We start from the raw sequence: 16,492 nt of genomic DNA, 5'->3' as shown, positions 1-16,492 counted from the left end.
ATACAGGCAGCCATGCATTTGATATTTCACGGAGACGATTTAGGGCTCACCCAGGGAGTAAACCAGGGGATTGTCCGGGCCTATTCCAAAGGTCTGCTTGGAGCAGCTTCCTTGATAGCGCCGGGAGAGGCTTTTGACCACGCCGTGCAATCCGCCTTTTGCCATAAGGGCCTTGACATTGGGGTGCATCTGACGCTGACGGACGAAAAGCCTCTATTGCCCGGCCCCGGTTATTTTCCCGGGGAGTGCATGCCTTCCCGCCAAGACCTGACCATGGCGCTGGCAACCGGAAGATTTGATCCGGAACATGCCAGAAGAGAGCTATGCGCCCAGGTGGAAAAGGTTTTTGACGCAGGCGTAAAGCCAAGCCACTTGGACAGCCATCAATTCGTGCACCTTTTGCCCGGCGTATTTCCTCTATGCCTGGACATTCAAAAAAAATACAAAATTCCCTTCATGCGCACCCTGGTGAAAGAGCCAATGCAAAAAGGCGCCGGTCTAAAACGGCGCCTGCAATGGGGTATGCTGAATACATGGAGCATGTTTTACGTGAAGCCCCGCATCCCCAAAAACTTGCCGGTCATTCCCTGCACGGGGTTTCTTAACGCCGGAGGCCGCATGACGGTGGAAGCGGTCCTGTCGTCCCTGAAGCATTTCTCCTCGCTTAAAACGCTGGAGATCATGCTTCATCCCGGGATCGGCGACGCTTACACAGCGGAAAAATACGCCCATTGGGGCTACTCCTGGAAAAACGACATGGACCTGTGCACTGACCCGTCCCTTAAGGAGGCTCTTGATCAACAAGGGGTCAGGGTGGGCTCTTTCAGGGAGTTTGCCTAATGGACCATAGACGCATCCTGCTGATCAATCCTAACTGGACCGGGATACAAAACCAGAAGCAGCGTCAGTTTAAAAGGCTGTGGCCCCCCTTGTCCCTTGCTTTGGCCGCCGCCATGATGGAGCAGAGAGGCCTGGAAGTGCGCATCATTGACAACCAGGTTAAAGCCTGTTCGCCGGAAAAAATCGGCATCCTGGCTGAACAATACGATAGGGTGTTCGTCACGTCCACGCCATACGACCGCTGGCAGTGCCCGTCCCTGGACATCCGCTTTTTCTTTGATACGCTAAAACCTATCAGCAAAGACAAACTGTTCATCCTGGGCTCCCACGTTACGGAACGGCCGGAGGCCATTTTAAGGGAATCCCGCGCAAAAGGCGCAATTCTTGGCGAGCCGGAGCAAACCATGCTGGATATCGCGTGCGCTGAAAGTCCGGACGATTTGGAGCAGATTCCCGGGCTGGCATGGTTGGATAACGGGCGCCTCAAAAAATCGGCGGACAGGGAGTACATCACAAATATGGACGCCCTTCCCTACCCGGCCTTTCATTTACTGGACATGAAGGCTTACCACTATTTTCCCGTCATGGGAAAATCCTTCGGGATTCTGGAGGCCTCCCGGGGCTGCCCGGGAAAGTGCAATTTCTGCTATATGGGAATGTACGGGCGCCGGGTTCGCCGAAAAAGCGTGGATCGTTTTCTGGATGAAACCGAATGGGCGGTTAAAAAGTTAGGCCTTAAGAACCTCTATTTCATGGATCTGGAATTTGCCGTCAACAAAAGGTTCGTCCTCGAATTTTGCCAGGGCCTGCAGAGTCGCAGCCTATCCCTGAACTGGTGCTGCCAGACCAGGGTTACCGACATGGACGAGGAGGTCGCCCAAGCCATGGCTCAGGCCGGGTGCAGCCTCATCCATTTCGGCGTGGAAGCCGGGACGGATCGGATTTTAAAGCAGACAGGCAAAGGGATTCGGGTTAAAGACTGCCGCCGTGCGGTCCGGCTTTGTAAATTATTCGGGATAAGGACGGCTCTATTCATGAATTTCGGCTTTCCGGGCGAACATGACTGCGAAATGGAGGCAACCATTAAGTTAGCCTTAAGCCTTGATCCCGATTACGCCGCTTTTCATTTGATCGTGCCCTTTCCCGGCACGATTTTAGCCGGCAATTGCGGCCTGAATCCGGAAACATTTCCCGCTCATCAGTATCCGCATTACAATTTTTTCGATCATGACCTGCAAAATCTCAAAAAAATGCTGCACAAGGCCTATTTGAAATTTTATTTGCGGCCGAGGCCGATTTTTAATGTGTTAGGGGACATGTTAAAAAATTCACAAAATATGCTTTTTAAGTAATACTTGGCCTAAAACCCCCTTGCGAGCCGGTTTTTACCACCCAAGAGGCGCCCATGACCTGGCAGGCAAAATTTTATAAAGCCGGCGACGAGCACGGCATCCTGACTCTTCGAAGGGCGGTTTTCGGCCAGGTGGACCCTGTGCGCGCCAGGCTCAACGCCTGGAAATGGCAATTCCTTAATAACCCGGCCGGACCGGGCTTTATCGCACTTGCTAAGGATCAGGGCAGGATCGTAGGCCAGTACGCCGCCATACCCGTTAGAATGCTTGTGGACGGCGTAGAGACCCTTTGCGGCTATTCCTGCGACACCATGGTGCATCCCCGGTATCAGGGCCAGGGCGTCTTTACGGGCCTTGCGCGGCAGGTTTATGCGCATATGGAGTCGGAGCACGGAATAACCATGGTTTGGGGGTTTCCCAACAAAAACTCCATGCCCGGATTTACCGGGAGTTTAGGGTGGCGCCGCGTCGGGGATCTGCTGGCCCGGGTTGGATTCACCTCTTTTTCCGCGCTGCTTAAGGCCGGCTCATCCCCGAGACTGGACCGGGGTTGGGAGGAAGCACCCATGGAAAGGCTCAGTCTCCAGTTTGACCATCTTTGGGAGGCGCACAGGCCCCTGGAAGGAATCATTCAGGTCAGGGATAGAGCCTATTTGCAATGGCGCTACCTGGATTTGCCTGACTTTGGCTACAAGGTTTTCGGGCTGTTTAAGTCAGGGCGTTTGGCGGGCTATTACACGCTCCGGGTTCAGTGGATTTCCGGCCTTAAAGTGTGCGTGCTCGTGGACTGCTTTCCCCTGGATTGCCCGGAGGCCGCGGAGCAGGCTGTAAAAGCCGCCAAGATCCGCGCGGCTTCGTGGGGATGTTTTATGCTCACGGCCCTGTTTCCCATTGGAAAGAATGGATTGGCCTCCCGGTTGGGATTTTACCCTGTGCCTAAAGCGGCGGCGCCCAAGGTGTTCCATCTTGCAGGCCGTTTTAAAGGGGGGGGCGCAAAATTATGGCTGGATCCGTTAAGGTGGCGTTTGAGCTTGGGGGATACGGACGTGGTGTAGGGTTGGAATGCAAAAAGGCCCCGCCCAAAAACATGGGTGAGGCCTTGGATGCATTTTCAGCAGGAAATGCCTTTTCCTGTCCGCCTTACGGAGGGCGGCTTACTGCAGGGCTTTTTCCAGATAATCCGTCTGGATCTTATTTTCGTCGTCAGAGGAAATGATCCCCGGCAGTTTTTGGGACGCCAGTTCCACGGCTTCGTCAATAAGCTCCGCCCGGAATTGCTTCCTGGCTGCTGCGATCTGGTAATCGGCCCGTTGTTTCGCGTCCTGGATCATTTGCGCGCCTTCGGCCTTGGCCTGCTCCACAATCTGCTCTTTGTCCTTCCTGGCGTTTTCCGTGGTTCTGGCCATAAGTTCTTCCAGGTACTGAGAGCGCTGTTGGATCTGTTCCTTGGTTTCGGCCATTTTTTCCAGGATCGCTTGCTTTTTTTCTTCCATATCCTTGAGTTGGGCGGCCACTTCATCGCCCTGCCCCCGCAGCCAGCGGGTAAGGGGTCCCCAGGCGAATTTAAAGAACAAAAACGCCATGATAGCGAAGTTGACCCACCGCATGACAAAGTCGTAGGTCGGTCTCCAACTCTGAGTTTCCGCTGCAAAGGCGTTCGCGGCGAAACACATGAACAGCACGCCTGCGAACAACCCGATCTTTTGCGCCGAATGTTTCATCAGCCTCTCCAATATTCGTGGGCCTGAGTCCACGGGCTCTCACCCTCCCGATGGGGGATTGGGGAGCGCCCGCCGGACTCTGATAAGTTTAGCCCGTCAAATCCTCATTGCACCTGAAAGGGCCGGGAGGGCGGCTTCGATCAAGAAACCTTTCTGCCCAGCATGCTTTCCATAATGCTTATGCTTAGCGCCTCGGACTCAGCCTGAAAGAACCGGCGCGCCTGCGCAATTTGATCGTCCACCTGAGCGGCGGCTTCTGCGCGCATGCCTTCAATATCTTTCCGAGCGGCGTTCACGATGTCCAGGGCCTCTTTTTTGCCTTCATCTTCCAATTCATTTTTCAAGGACAAGGCTTTGCTTTTGGCATCCGCCTCGTGCTTGGCAAGTTCTGCGGCCATGGCGTCCATTTCCTGCTTAACCTGTGCGATATCGTCCTGGGCGCCCTTGATTTGGGAGTCCCTTTCGCCCATGGAATCCTGCAGGGGAGTAAAAATGAACTTTTTGGCGATAAAAAGGAAGATCAGGAAAGAGATCACCTGGACGACCAACGTCTCGTTGATGCTGATTAAGGCGATATTGCTGACAACTTCCATGAATTCTTCCCCGTATTAGACCACAAAGAGCAAAAGGAGCGCGATAACCAGAGAATAGATGCCCGTAGACTCGGAAACAGCCTGGCCGACCAGCATGGTACGGGTCAACAGACCGGCTTCCTTGGGGTTGCGTCCGATGGCTTCACAAGCCTTGGCCGCCGCCATACCTTCACCGACGCCGGGCCCGATAGCTCCCAAACCCATGGATAAACCTGCGCCCAAAAGACCTGCTGCTTTGATGATGTCTGCACCTTCGATTGCCATTTGCCTACCTCCTGAGAAAAAGAAATAATATTTTTACACAACAAATATCAGTACCAACGCCACCACCAGGGCGTAAATGCCCGTGGACTCTGCAACGGCCTGCCCCACCAGCATGGTGCGGGTCAGTTCCGCCGTGGCGTTTTCGTTCCTAGCAATCCAACCTACTGCGCTCTGTGCTGCAAAGCCTTCCCCTACGCCCGGCCCGATGGCGCCGATGCCCATGCAGATGCCTGCGGAGAGCAGGGCCATGGCCGGCGCCAAGGTCGTGCCTGCAGGGTCGAAGGCTTTGAACATAAGGATAAAGGAGACCAGCATGCCGTAAATGGCCGTGGTTTGGGTGACCGCCTGGCCCAAAAGCATGACGTTGGTCAGGGTGCCTGCGGCTTCCGGCTTACGGGCCACGCCTTCGCAGCTTGCCTGAGCCACAAGGCCGCCGCCAAGGCCGGAGCCGATGGCGCCCAGCCCCGAAGCCAGGCCTGCGCCCAAGATGGCCGCCCATGTGGGGTTGACCGGCCTGTCGGAAAAATTGGTGAACATGAGGATAAAGGAGACCACCAGGGCGAAAATCGCCGGGGTCTGGCACACGGCGGAGCCGATGAGCATATTGGTCACCAGCCGCCCGCCCATTGCCGGCTGACGCGCGGTTCCCTCACAGGCGGCGCCTGCGGGAAATCCCGAGCCCACGCCGGAGCCGATGGCGCCCAGTCCCATGCAAAGGCCCGAGGACAAGAACACGGTCACGGTCATCCAGGACGCATTTTCCCCTACGTTGGCAAAAACCAGCAGCATGGCCACGACCAAGGCGAAAATCGCCGCAGACTCGGCCACCGCCTGGCCCACCAGCATGGTCTTGAAAACCTCTCCGCTTACTTCGGGATTCCGTGAGATGGCGGCGTTGGCGCTGGCTGCAGCGTATCCCTCTCCCACCGCAGCGCCAATGGCCCCAAAGCCCATCGCTAATCCGCCTCCAACAAACGCGGCCACTTCGGCCCACATCGTAATATCATTCATAACTATTTCACCTGGACAGAAATATAAACCGTAGTAAGCATGGTGAATACAAAGGCCTGGATGGTGCCCACAAAGATCCCAAAGAAGCCGAACAGGGCCGGGGGAAGCAGTATGGAGTACGTGAGGTGGGAAACCACCAGGATGATGATGGAGCCGCCCATGATGTTGCCGAACAGACGGAAGGAGATGGAAACCACCTTGGCCAGCTCGCCGATCAGGTTAAGGGGCAGCATGAAGGCGAAGGGTTCAATGTACACCTTGAGGTAGTCCTTGATGCCCTTTTCCTTGATGCCGGCGGCGTGGGCTATGAAAAAGCCCATAAGGCCCAGCCCCAACGGCGTGTTTAAATCTTTGGTGGGCTCGGAAAATTCCGGAATGAAGCCCAAGGGCGGCAAAACGCCCAGCATGTTGCTCATCCACAGAAAAAGGAACAGCGCGCAAATCATGGGACCGTACTTTTTGCCCAACTCCTCTTCCAAGGCGTCGTCCGCAAGATCATACAGATTTTTGACGAAAAGCTCGCCCACCACCTGCATGGGGTTGGGAATCACGCCGCGCTTTTTCACGGCCAGGAACCCGAATAAAAGCAAAATGCCGATGACGATCCAGGTCATGAGAATGACTTCCAAATTGAAGGTCATTGTATAACCATCCGTCAGCGGCACAAGCAACTGATGTATTCTCCCAAGTTCATCCATAATCTCGAAACCCGTCTTTATTTATTTACGTCAAATTTTCCCCAAGGGCGCGCATCCCTATCATGGCCCGCACCCAAATTCAACACTGAAAAATTCAGATTTGCCTCCGCAGCGCCTTGAGCAAATGATCCGCCAAAATAACCAATTGAACGGCGAACAGCCCCCCCGCCACGGCGAAAAAATTATAGGCATCATATTTCGCGCCTACAAACAGGGCCCCGGCCATTAACACAAACCGGACCAGAACGGACCCCAGGCTGCGAAGCACGCTGCCTTTTCCGCCCTGCACAACAGCCATTGGCAAGGCCTGGCTCATAATGAGAAAATTGAGGATGCTGAATATAGTCCCGAGAATGATCCCCTTACCGATGGGCTTCATGTCCAGCACAATCAGGATGGCGCCTGCCATAACCGCCAGAGCCAGCGCCCTGGGGCAATAACGCCTCCGCAGTTCATTAACCTGTTCCATCCTGTTTGTCTTCGGGCGGTTTTTCGCCCGCGTCCCCTTTCCCGGAATCCCGGGTTAAATCCATTATCGCGCGATAGCAGACATTCGCTCCGCCAGCCACTCCCAACAAGGTTCCGATTGTGATGAAGACCCCCCTGGTCCCCAACCATTTGTCCAGTTCATAACCGGCCCAGAAGCAGAAGGCTATGCAGCCGGCCATGGTCAGGCCCAACTGCATGACAATGGTCATATCCTGGGCCCATGGTTTATTGTCTTTGAAATTAAAGAGTTTCGCCACCGGGTCACCAATACGCCACGTCGGATAAATTGCGTTTTTTTTCCCTTGATCGCTCTAAACACTTATCACTCAAGGGCGCGCGGGAGTCGCGACGGGACAGTGAGTAGCAGACCCGAAGGCTTGTGTCAAACGTTTATATAGGTATAAATATAGGTAAGGGCGAAATTAAGTTTAGATAAATATTATTCAAAATTTTTGAGTAAAAATAAATTTTGAGCTTTAAACCGCATTGTCCGTTTTTTTCGCCCGGGGCCGCCCCGGGCAGGCGGGGAGGAAAGGTCTTAACCCCCCATCATAAAGCGCTGCGGCTCCGGTCCGGCTTGGGGTTTGGGGGCTTGGGGCAAGGCAATCGCCCCGCCCCTGTTTGGAAGTCCTTGACGATGTGTTATATTGCGGGCATAATTAAAAATTCGGTTTAGCCGAAACCGGGCTTCCAATCAGATTGGCCCGTCAACTTATTTATGGAGTCGCAACGATGGAACTGGATCATTCAAAAATATTTGAAGAATATGAAAAAGTGGTGGAAGGCGTGGACAAAGCCTTCAAGACCGTGGAAGAGGCTCACTCCGACTGCGTCAAGTGCAAGCCAGGTTGTTCCGACTGCTGTTACGCCTTATTTGACTTGAGTTTGGTGGAAGCGTTGTACATCAATCATCACTTCAACAAGCGTTTTGAAGGCAAGGAAAAGGACCGGCTGCTGGAGAGGGCGGACCGGGCGGACCGCAAAATCCATATGATCAAAAAGGAAGCCTACCAGGCCACCAAGAAGGGCAGGCAGACGGACGAGATTTTGTCCCGCGTCGCTTGGGAGCGGGTGCGGTGCCCTCTTTTGGACGACGACGAAAAGTGCATTTTGTACGACAAGCGGCCCATCACCTGCCGTTTGTACGGCATTCCCACGGCCATCGGCGGCAAGGGGCACACTTGCGGAGAGTCGGGATTTGAAGAAGGCAAGCCCTACCCCACGGTGAATCTGGACTCCCTGAACGCCATGCTGTACCAGCTAAGCCAAAAGATTGTGGCGAGCATTCCCACCAAGTATGTGGGCATGGCGGACATGCTGGTGCCGTTGTCCATGGCCTTGTTGACCGAGTACAACAAGGAGTACCTGGGCATTAAAGAGGAAAAAGAGGAGAAGGAATAAGCCCATGAGCAACCTGACTCCCGAACAGGAAGAGGAACGCAAACTCGCCATCTGGAACGCCATGTCCGAAAGGCGTAAAAAGGGCGTCCTCAAAAAAATGACATTTGAACAATGGGACCCATTCCAGGAGCCCAAGGATCCCATTGACATCCGCAAAGATAAATCCAAGCGCACGACCCAGCAGTTGGTCAGGGAGTTTTTGCAAACGCGGCCTGACGGAGTTCACAACAACTCGTATTCCGGAGGCGCCCTGGAAATGGCCCTTGGCATCGTGAACGAAGAAGAACGCATCAAAGGCATGTTTGAGTTCGCCGTGTGGTACCAGGAGCTTCTAACGCGTGAAGGCCATACAGACTGACCTGGGCGCTCCCCAATGGATCCTGGAGCGCGTAGCTCGCGCGGTGCGCATCCCCCAGCCTCTGCTTGAAAAGGAAGCGGTCGGGGCTGCACTGGGAAGCCGCATGGAGATCCGAAGGATCATCCGGGACCTTTTAGAAGACGGCCGGCTCATGTACACTTATGAACTGGGCACTTCGTTTGTGTGCGAGTCTTACATGGGGTTGACTCGCCTGGGCAGGATCATAGTTGTCATTCCCCCGCTATGCAGTAATTCAATGCTGAAGCCGGGGGAAGCGGAGGTTGTCATGCGCTTGGGCGCGGCTTTTGGATCGGGCCGGCATCCGACCACGCGTATGGCGATAGCGGCAATTGAAGACATTTTAGCCCCGCAGGGCCGGACGCGTTTTCGGCCGGGGGAATGGGTCCTGGACGTCGGCTCAGGAACCGGAATTCTCGGCCTTGCTGCATTGCGTTTGGGCATGGACAAAGGCGTTGCCACGGACATCGACCCGTGTGCGGTGTTCGACACCCGGGAGAACGCCGCACTCAATGGAATGGAGCATAGGCTGTCCGTTTCGGACACGCCTATCCCTGAAATACAGGGCTGTTTTTCCTTGATCCTGGCGAATCTTCGGCTGCCCACCCTAATGGAGGCGATGCCGGTTTTTGACCGGGTAATTTCACGGCCCGGACATATGATCGTCACGGGCATACAAAGGCATGAAAGCGATGCTATGGAAGAAAGAGCCCGTGAATACGGCTTTGAATGCACAGGCAAAAAGTCCGAAAACAAATGGGCCTGCATGATATTCTTGCAAAAAACCATAAGGAGTTAACTAATGGCGAAGTATAAAGAGTTTGAAAACATCGATCAATACATTGCGGAATACCGCCAAGCCGTGGACATGAATCCCGAATGCGGCCAGTCCCACTATAACCTGGCCATGGGCCTGCTTGGCAAAAGGCTGTTCAATGAAGCGGAAATCGAGTTAAAGGAAGCCATCAGCTGCAGCCCCAGCCTGGCGGAAGCCTATGTGGCCCTGGGCGGCATCGCCCTGGACCGCGGGGATTTGGAGGGATGTCTGGATTGGAACAAGCAGTCCATCAAATCGCGGGCGGGTTTTGCCGAGGGATTCGCCAACATCGGCTTTTGCCTGGCTCAAAAAGGCGATTTCGACGAGGCGGTGCGGAATCTGCGCAAGGCCATCAACTACAACCAGAATTTCATCCAGGCTTACACCACATTAGCCAGCGTGTACTATACGCAGGGGCTGGTGGAGGAAAGCATCGCCGCCGCGGAAAAGGCATTGGAGCTGAACCCCAACTTCGCCCCGGCGCACAACAACCTGGCTTTGGCGTATCTGGAAAGGGAAGAATACGACCGGGCCATTGAGCATTGCGACAAGGCTTTGGAAATGGGGTTTGAGGTGCATCCCGGGCTTCTTGAAGAATTGAAGGCGCACAGATAAGATGAGCCGGACGCCTTCCATTTCGTACTATGTGGCAATGCCCGGAGGGGAGCTTCCCTTAAACGACGAAGTCGCCCGGACCCTGTTGCCCATGGAGCGGAGCGGGCGGGAGCGTCCGGCGGAGGCCTCCGTCACTTTTGGAGGCTACTTCCAATCCTTGGGAAAAATGCTTTCGGACAACCATTTCGCCCTGCCTTTGGCCGGTGTGCGCCACCAGTTGGGGGAGGACGCCCAGGCTGACCAGGTTCGTGAATGGCGGGTGGTCGCCGAGAAGCACGGCGCTTTTTACCACCCCGCGCGGGTGGAGGCTGTCACGGACAGGGGAACCGCTCTGATTGCGGCCAATGTGGCCTTATCCGATTCAGGCATCGCGGCGGCGTCCAGAGAGTTTGAGGTGCTGGACAGCCTTGGCAGGGGATTCTCCCGCTCTTTCACGCCGGCCGCTTACGGCAAGGGCCGCGCTCCCTGCCTGTTAAGCCAGGGAGGCGTGGTGGAGGCGGAGGCTTTTTTCTGCCAGTGGTACGAGGGCTATTGCGAGTTCCATCTTTCGTGCAATCCCGCCAGCCAGGCCCAGGAGATCGTGGTCTGGGACAACGCCCATGGCCATTTTTTCATGAAGCCGTGCCAGGCCGCGGCGTTATACGAAAAAGCCGCAGCTATCCTGGCTTATTATTATGACCCGGGCGATTTCAGGCAGATCTTTCCCTGGCACCACGCCGCCGGCGACTTTGTGGTGAAAGCCCTGCAGGACGACCTGGACGTGCGCCTGATCACCGTGAGGCAATACCAAGGCATGCTGGAGGCCGAAGGAGACACGGACCCGGAAACCCGTCTGGAAGCCGCCCTGTATTTTCTAGTCAACCTGACCATGCACATGCGCCTGGACCGGATCGACGGCGTGGGGGACCTTGCCTGGGCGGACGGCGCCAGCGTATACCCCACGTTGCGGGGGGCCTTTCAGGGGTTCGCCCTGCGCGGCTTGGATGCGGGCCAGGACCCGGAATTCGCTGCGGCGTTATTGGGCATTTGCCGTGAGATGCCCCGGGAGTATTGGGAGGAGCTCTGCTTTCAGCTTGTCGCCGCCAGTTCCCCCCAGTCGCCGGACCGGCCGTTTTTATTGACTCGGGGCGGGGAGCACGCCCAAGCCCTTGTGGAGGCTTTTTTCAAAAGCCGAAAAGACCCGTTTTTTGTTGACAAAGGGGCCGTGCTTTTATAAATGTTGCCCATTTGTACGATTTTTCACTTGAACCTAAAAAAGGATAAGAATTAGAAAAAATTAAATATAAATAATAAATACAAAGACTTTGGAGAGGAGGTGACGTTTTTGGCGTCTAAGGGCAGGCCAAAGCCCTTATAGTATTTAGCATGACCCATAAACACAATTAACTGTTAACTGGAGGTAAACATGGCAAAACACGAGACTCCATTGTTGGACCAACTGGAAAGCGGGCCCTGGCCTAGCTTTGTGTCCGACATCAAGCAGGAGGCTGAAAACCGGGCCAAGAATGCAAACAACGTAGAGTTTCAGGTAAAACAGGATGTCTGCGAAGACATTCTCGGCGTACTGGAGCTTTCTTACAAGCATGGCCGGACTCACTGGAAACACGGCGGAATCGTCGGCGTTTTCGGTTACGGCGGCGGCGTTATCGGCCGTTACTGCGACCAGCCCGAAATGTTCCCGGGCGTTGCTCACTTTCACACCATCCGCGTGAACCAGCCCGCCGGTAAGTTCTACAACACCGAATGGCTCCGCAATCTTTGCGATCTGTGGGAATTCCGCGGCTCCGGCATCACCAACATGCACGGTTCCACGGGCGACATCGTCTTTTTGGGAACCGTCACCGAGCAGCTCGAGGAAATTTTCTTTGAACTGACTCACAAGCATGGGCAGGACCTTGGCGGCTCCGGCTCCAACCTGCGCACCCCGTCTGACTGCATCGGCGAAGCCCGTTGCGAATATGCTTGCTACGACACCCAGGCTCTGTGCCACTTCCTGACCAATGAGTATCAGGACGAACTGCACCGCCCGGCTTTCCCGTACAAGTTCAAGTTCAAGTTTGACGGCTGCCCCAACTGCTGCGTGGCTTCCATCGCTCGTTCCGACATGTCCTTCATCGGCACCTGGCGCGACGACATCCAAGTGGATCAGGAAGCTGTCGCCGCTTACGTCGGCGGCGAGTTCCCGCCCAACGCCGGCGCTCATAAAGACGGCAACTGGGGACCCTTCGACATCCAAAAGGAAGTCATCGACCTGTGCCCCACCGACTGCATGAAGTACGAAGACGGCAAGCTGGAAATCAACAACAAAGAGTGCACCCGCTGCATGCACTGCATCAACGTCATGCCTCGCGCTCTGAAAAAAGGCAAAGAAACCGGCCTGTCCATTCTGGTCGGCGCCAAGGCTCCTATTCTGGACGGCGCTCAGATGGGCTCCCTGCTGGTTCCCTTCGTCAAGGTGGAAGAACCTTACGAGGAAATCACCGAAGTCATCGAAGCTATCTGGGATTGGTGGATGGAAGAAGGCAAGAACCGCGAGCGTTTGGGCGAACTGATCAAACGCCAGGGCTTCCAGGCAATGCTGGACGCCGTCGGTATCGATCCTGTTCCGCAACACGTCAAAGAACCTCGTTCCAACCCCTACATCTTCTGGAAGGAAGACGAAGTTCCCGGCGGCTGGCAGCGTGACGTTAATGAATTCAGAAAATACCATCAGAGATAGGGGGTGACCATAATGGCATTTGTATCCTCAGGATATAATCCCGAAAAACCCATGGAGAACCGGATCACTGATATTGGTCCCAAACATTACGAACAATTCTACCCGCCGGTCATCAAGGCCAACAAGGGCAAATGGGCATACCATGAAGTCCTGCAGGCTGGCGTGCTGAAGCACGTGGCTGAAAGCGGAGACGAAGTTTACACGGTTCGCTGCGGCGGCGCCCGTCTCATGAGCGTTACCCACATCCGTGAAATCTGTGAAATCGCTGATAAACATTGCGACGGCTACGTCCGTTGGACCACCCGTAACAACATCGAATTCATGGTGGACGCCGAAGCCAAGGTTAAACCCTTGATCGACGATCTGGAAAGCCGCAAGTTCGCCGGCGGATCCTACAAGTTCCCCGTTGGCGGCACCGGCGCCGGCATCACCAACATCGTTCATACTCAGGGCTGGATCCACTGCCACACTCCCGCGACCGACGCATCCGGTCCCGTGAAGGCGGCTATGGACGTTCTGTTCGACGATTTCAAATCCATGCGTCTGCCTGCTCACCTGCGCGTGTCCCTGGCCTGCTGCCTGAACATGTGCGGCGCTGTGCACTGCTCTGACATCGCCATCCTGGGCTACCATCGCAAGCCGCCCATGTTGGACCATGAATACCTGGACAAAATGTGTGAAATCCCCTTGGCAGTGGCCGCATGCCCCACGGCAGCCATCCGCCCCACCAAGGTGGAAATCGGCGACAAGAAACTGAATTCCGTCGCCGTTAAGCAGGAACGCTGCATGTTCTGCGGCAACTGCTACACCATGTGCCCCTCCATGCCCCTGGCTGACACCGAAGGTGACGGCATCGTCATCATGGCCGGCGGCAAGGTGTCCAACCGCATCAGCTATCCCAAGTTCTCCAAGGTCGTCGTCGCCTTCCTGCCCAACGAAGTACCGCGTTGGGAGTCCACGACCGACTGCATCAAGAACATGGTGGAAGCCTATGCTGCTGGCGCCAACAAGTACGAACGTTTCGGCGAATGGGCCGAGCGCATTGGTTGGGAACGTTTCTTCGACGTAACCGGCCTTGAGTTCACCCATCACCTGATCGACGACTTCAGGGATCCGGCCTACTACACGTGGCGCCAGACCTCTCAGTTCAAGTTCTAAAATATTGAACAACTTTTCCTGGAGGGCGGCCTTTGGGCCGCCCTTTCAGGAGAAAACTAAAGAGGTAATAAAATGGACGAAGCTGCAGCCAGAGACATTATTGTCGAGAAATTGAAGGGTAAAAAAGGAAAATCCAAGTTTTATCTGAAAGATTTCTACGCATTTTTCCCGGAAGAAAAACCCCGTACGGTGAAGAAGCTGGTCAACACCATGGTATCCGAAGGAACCTTGGAGTACTGGTCTTCCGGAAGCACCACCCTGATCGGGCTCAAAGGCGTCGGCAAACAAGCTCACGCTGAAGACGAAGATTAATCAACTGGGATATTCATGAAAACGGCTTAGGCTTAGGCCGTTTTCATGTCCCAAGCGCTAAAAAGAATTCAGCGGGGAATATGGTACTCCCTAGAATCACAATATCCGGCCTGCGCGGAGGATCTGGGAAAACCATACTTTCCGTCGGCCTCTCAGCCGCCTTGTCCAAAGCGGGCGAGAATGTCATCCCATTTAAAAAGGGACCGGATTACATAGACGCCGGTTGGCTCGCCCTTGCCGCACGCAAGCCGTGCCACAATCTGGACGCCTTTCTGGTAGATCCCCACACCACCGTTGCATCCTTTGTCAGCCACTCCAAAGAAGACGGCATTTCCATCATCGAAGGAAACCGGGGCCTGTACGACAGTATAGATCCGGACGGATCCACCAGTACGGCTGAGCTGGCCAAGCTCCTGGTTTCTCCCTTAATCCTGATTGTGGACTGCACCAAAAGCACCCGCACCATGGCCGCTTTGGTCATGGGGTGCTCCCATTTCGACCCGGACGTGGATTTACGCGCGGTGGTCCTGAACAACGTGGCCGGCGCCAGGCACGAATCCAAGCTCAGAAAAAACATCGAGAAATTCACCGGAATTTCCGTGATAGGAGCCATCCCCAAACTGACTTCCGAGGATTTTCCCGAAAGGCACATGGGGCTCATTCCCACGGCCGAGCATGACTGGGCCTATGAGTCCGTGGACTCAGCCGGAAACATCGCCGCCAAGTATCTTGACCTGGACATGGTCCGCCAAATCGCCCGAAGCCCATTGGTCGCCGTGCCTCGCACGGACAAATTGCCCATGGCCAGACCCAAGCCTCAGCTGGACGGGTACAGGCCCCGGATCGGCGTGGTTCAGGATTCGGCCTTTCAGTTTTATTATCCCGAAAACCTGGAGGCCTTGGAGGAGGCCGGCGCGGAGGTGGTTTCCTTCAGCCTGGTATCCGGCGAGCCGATACCCAAATTGGACGGTTTGTACATAGGCGGCGGATTTCCCGAAACCCATGCCAAGGAGCTGGCCGCCAACAGCGCAGGCAGAAATAAAATCAAAGCCCTGGCCGACGCAGGACTACCCATCTATGCGGAGTGCGGCGGACTTATGTTTTTGGGAAAGGAACTGGTTCTGGAGGAAGAGCGCTATCCCATGGCCGGGATATTGCCCATTGTGTTCGGCCTTTCCAAAAAGCCCCAGGGCCACGGATACACCGTGGTGAAGGTGGACGGAACCAATCCCTATTACGAGTCGGGCACGCAGCTAAAGGGCCACGAGTTCCATTACTCCTCGGTCCTGGAGTTCAACGGCAAGGAGTCGGACCTGGCTTTTTCCATGGTCCGCGGCAGAGGCCTCTATAACGGCAGGGACGGCATGATATACAAAAACGTCCTGGCCACCTACACCCACATCCACGCGTTAGGCGCCCCCCAATGGGCCGAAGGTCTGGTCCGCCTGGCCGCGGTATACAGCCACAAGTAATTTATTGCCTCGCAATAACGTAATTCCCAAGTTAGTCAATTAAGCAAAGACGTCCCCTAAAACCTAAAACGGTCAATTAAGCAAAGACGTCCCCTAAAACGCGTCCCCTAAAACGGTTATTACTCAGCCTGGACATGGATAGCGAGAAGGCGCCGTTTGGTAGGACGGCGCCCTCTCCATCCGCTAATGATTGCTCCCGTCGCCCGTCATCCTCCAGGGCGATCACAAGGATCGCCCCTACAGAGGCGCATTACGTAGGGTATGAATTTTGTGTTCGCCCAGGCAGTAGGGCGCGAATCTTGTATTCGCCCCAACAACGGCGGTAATTTGTGCGATCACAAGGATCGCCCCTACGCGGGCGCGGCAAGCGCCGGCATTGTCAGTAGGGTGGCCGCGGCAGCGTCTTTGTTTTATGCTGCCGGGGTCCGTAAGGATTCTTTTTTTAAAAATGTATGGGCAGATTGAAAGCCAGGGCAAACGTGTTTTTGAGGACGTCTTTGATTATTTGACTAACTCCATCGTCATCGGCAGCAGGCTCAACCGCCAGTCCTGTGTTTTTGTGTTTTTGGGGACGTCTTTGATTAATTGACTAACTTCATCATCGGCAGTCGCCATCAGGATTAGCGGGACGTCTCTCAAAAACTCAATAACTTT

General features: G+C 55.0%; 19 protein-coding genes. 12 read left to right on the top strand and 7 right to left on the bottom strand.

All coding sequences use genetic code 11. From position 1 onward, the window contains the following. The first annotated feature begins 12 nt into the window (after window positions 1-12). Genes BUE18_RS09570 through BUE18_RS09560 form a run of 3 tightly spaced genes read left to right on the top strand, consistent with a single transcriptional unit; the run spans window position 13 to window position 3,247 of the window. Window positions 13-840, top strand: a complete 828-nt coding sequence (locus BUE18_RS09570) for a carbohydrate deacetylase (RefSeq protein ID WP_073475189.1) — start codon at window positions 13-15, stop codon at window positions 838-840. Further along, window positions 840-2,192, top strand: a complete 1,353-nt coding sequence (locus tag BUE18_RS09565; protein ID WP_073475187.1) for a B12-binding domain-containing radical SAM protein — start codon at window positions 840-842, stop codon at window positions 2,190-2,192. Before BUE18_RS09570 ends, BUE18_RS09565 begins: the two co-directional genes overlap by 1 nt. Before the next feature lie 53 nt (window positions 2,193-2,245). After that, window positions 2,246-3,247, top strand: a complete 1,002-nt coding sequence (locus tag BUE18_RS09560; RefSeq protein ID WP_073475185.1) for a GNAT family N-acetyltransferase — start codon at window positions 2,246-2,248, stop codon at window positions 3,245-3,247. Window positions 3,248-3,346: 99 nt separating this feature from the next. On the opposite strand, the gene BUE18_RS09555 is transcribed toward BUE18_RS09560, so the two are convergent. The 7 genes from BUE18_RS09555 to BUE18_RS09525 form a co-directional block, all read right to left on the bottom strand. After that, window positions 3,347-3,913, bottom strand: a complete 567-nt coding sequence (locus tag BUE18_RS09555) for a F0F1 ATP synthase subunit B (RefSeq protein WP_073475183.1) — start codon at window positions 3,911-3,913, stop codon at window positions 3,347-3,349. Between the two features lie 140 nt (window positions 3,914-4,053). Next, window positions 4,054-4,506, bottom strand: coding sequence for a F0F1 ATP synthase subunit B (locus BUE18_RS09550; protein ID WP_073475181.1), 453 nt, complete (start codon window positions 4,504-4,506; stop codon window positions 4,054-4,056). 15 nt (window positions 4,507-4,521) lie between these two features. Further along, a complete protein-coding gene (atpE, locus tag BUE18_RS09545) occupies window positions 4,522-4,770 on the bottom strand; it encodes an ATP synthase F0 subunit C (RefSeq protein ID WP_073475179.1) in 249 nt (82 codons plus the stop codon). Between the two features lie 33 nt (window positions 4,771-4,803). After that, entirely contained in the window at window positions 4,804-5,781 is a 978-nt protein-coding gene (atpE, locus tag BUE18_RS09540) for an ATP synthase F0 subunit C (protein ID WP_073475177.1), read from the bottom strand. A 2-nt stretch (window positions 5,782-5,783) separates the two neighbouring features. Beyond that, window positions 5,784-6,422: a F0F1 ATP synthase subunit A gene (gene atpB / locus BUE18_RS09535; RefSeq protein WP_015949035.1), complete on the bottom strand. Its 639-nt coding sequence runs from the start codon at window positions 6,420-6,422 to the stop codon at window positions 5,784-5,786. Window positions 6,423-6,573: 151 nt separating this feature from the next. Continuing rightward, window positions 6,574-6,948, bottom strand: coding sequence for an ATP synthase subunit I (locus BUE18_RS09530; RefSeq protein ID WP_073475175.1), 375 nt, complete (start codon window positions 6,946-6,948; stop codon window positions 6,574-6,576). Beyond that, the gene (locus BUE18_RS09525; protein ID WP_083610918.1) at window positions 6,935-7,177 is read right to left on the bottom strand and encodes an AtpZ/AtpI family protein; all 243 of its coding nucleotides are present in this window, start codon (window positions 7,175-7,177) and stop codon (window positions 6,935-6,937) included. The genes BUE18_RS09530 and BUE18_RS09525 overlap by 14 nt, the downstream gene beginning before the upstream one ends. A 523-nt stretch (window positions 7,178-7,700) precedes the next feature. Here BUE18_RS09525 and BUE18_RS09520 point away from each other — a divergent pair. From BUE18_RS09520 to BUE18_RS09480, 9 genes are all read left to right on the top strand, one after another. After that, window positions 7,701-8,369, top strand: a complete 669-nt coding sequence (locus BUE18_RS09520; RefSeq protein WP_073475171.1) for a YkgJ family cysteine cluster protein — start codon at window positions 7,701-7,703, stop codon at window positions 8,367-8,369. A gap of 4 nt (window positions 8,370-8,373) precedes the next feature. Beyond that, a complete protein-coding gene (locus BUE18_RS09515) occupies window positions 8,374-8,727 on the top strand; it encodes a hypothetical protein (RefSeq protein WP_073475169.1) in 354 nt (117 codons plus the stop codon). Continuing rightward, entirely contained in the window at window positions 8,708-9,544 is an 837-nt protein-coding gene (locus BUE18_RS09510; RefSeq protein WP_073475168.1) for a 50S ribosomal protein L11 methyltransferase, read from the top strand. Before BUE18_RS09515 ends, BUE18_RS09510 begins: the two co-directional genes overlap by 20 nt. Window positions 9,545-9,547: 3 nt before the next feature. After that, entirely contained in the window at window positions 9,548-10,177 is a 630-nt protein-coding gene (locus BUE18_RS09505; RefSeq protein ID WP_073475166.1) for a tetratricopeptide repeat protein, read from the top strand. A gap of 1 nt (window position 10,178) precedes the next feature. Then, the gene (locus BUE18_RS09500) at window positions 10,179-11,393 is read left to right on the top strand and encodes a hypothetical protein (protein ID WP_073475164.1); all 1,215 of its coding nucleotides are present in this window, start codon (window positions 10,179-10,181) and stop codon (window positions 11,391-11,393) included. 189 nt (window positions 11,394-11,582) lie between these two features. Beyond that, window positions 11,583-12,896 (top strand): dissimilatory-type sulfite reductase subunit alpha, encoded by a 1,314-nt coding sequence (dsrA, locus tag BUE18_RS09495; protein ID WP_073475162.1) that lies wholly within the window; start codon window positions 11,583-11,585, stop codon window positions 12,894-12,896. 12 nt (window positions 12,897-12,908) lie between these two features. After that, window positions 12,909-14,054 carry a dissimilatory-type sulfite reductase subunit beta gene (gene dsrB, locus BUE18_RS09490; protein WP_073475160.1) on the top strand — a complete coding sequence of 382 codons (1,146 nt, stop codon included), beginning with the start codon at window positions 12,909-12,911 and terminating at the stop codon, window positions 14,052-14,054. Window positions 14,055-14,126: 72 nt separating this feature from the next. Then, window positions 14,127-14,366, top strand: a complete 240-nt coding sequence (locus tag BUE18_RS09485; protein ID WP_073475158.1) for a dissimilatory sulfite reductase D family protein — start codon at window positions 14,127-14,129, stop codon at window positions 14,364-14,366. Between the two features lie 80 nt (window positions 14,367-14,446). Further along, a complete protein-coding gene (locus BUE18_RS09480) occupies window positions 14,447-15,838 on the top strand; it encodes a cobyrinic acid a,c-diamide synthase CobB (protein ID WP_073475157.1) in 1,392 nt (463 codons plus the stop codon). Window positions 15,839-16,492: the final 654 nt, after the last annotated feature.

Source organism: Desulfatibacillum alkenivorans DSM 16219 (genome assembly GCF_900142135.1).
Classification (GTDB): Bacteria; Desulfobacterota; Desulfobacteria; order Desulfobacterales; family Desulfatibacillaceae; genus Desulfatibacillum; species Desulfatibacillum alkenivorans.
This window is presented reverse-complemented; position numbering and strand designations above follow the sequence as displayed.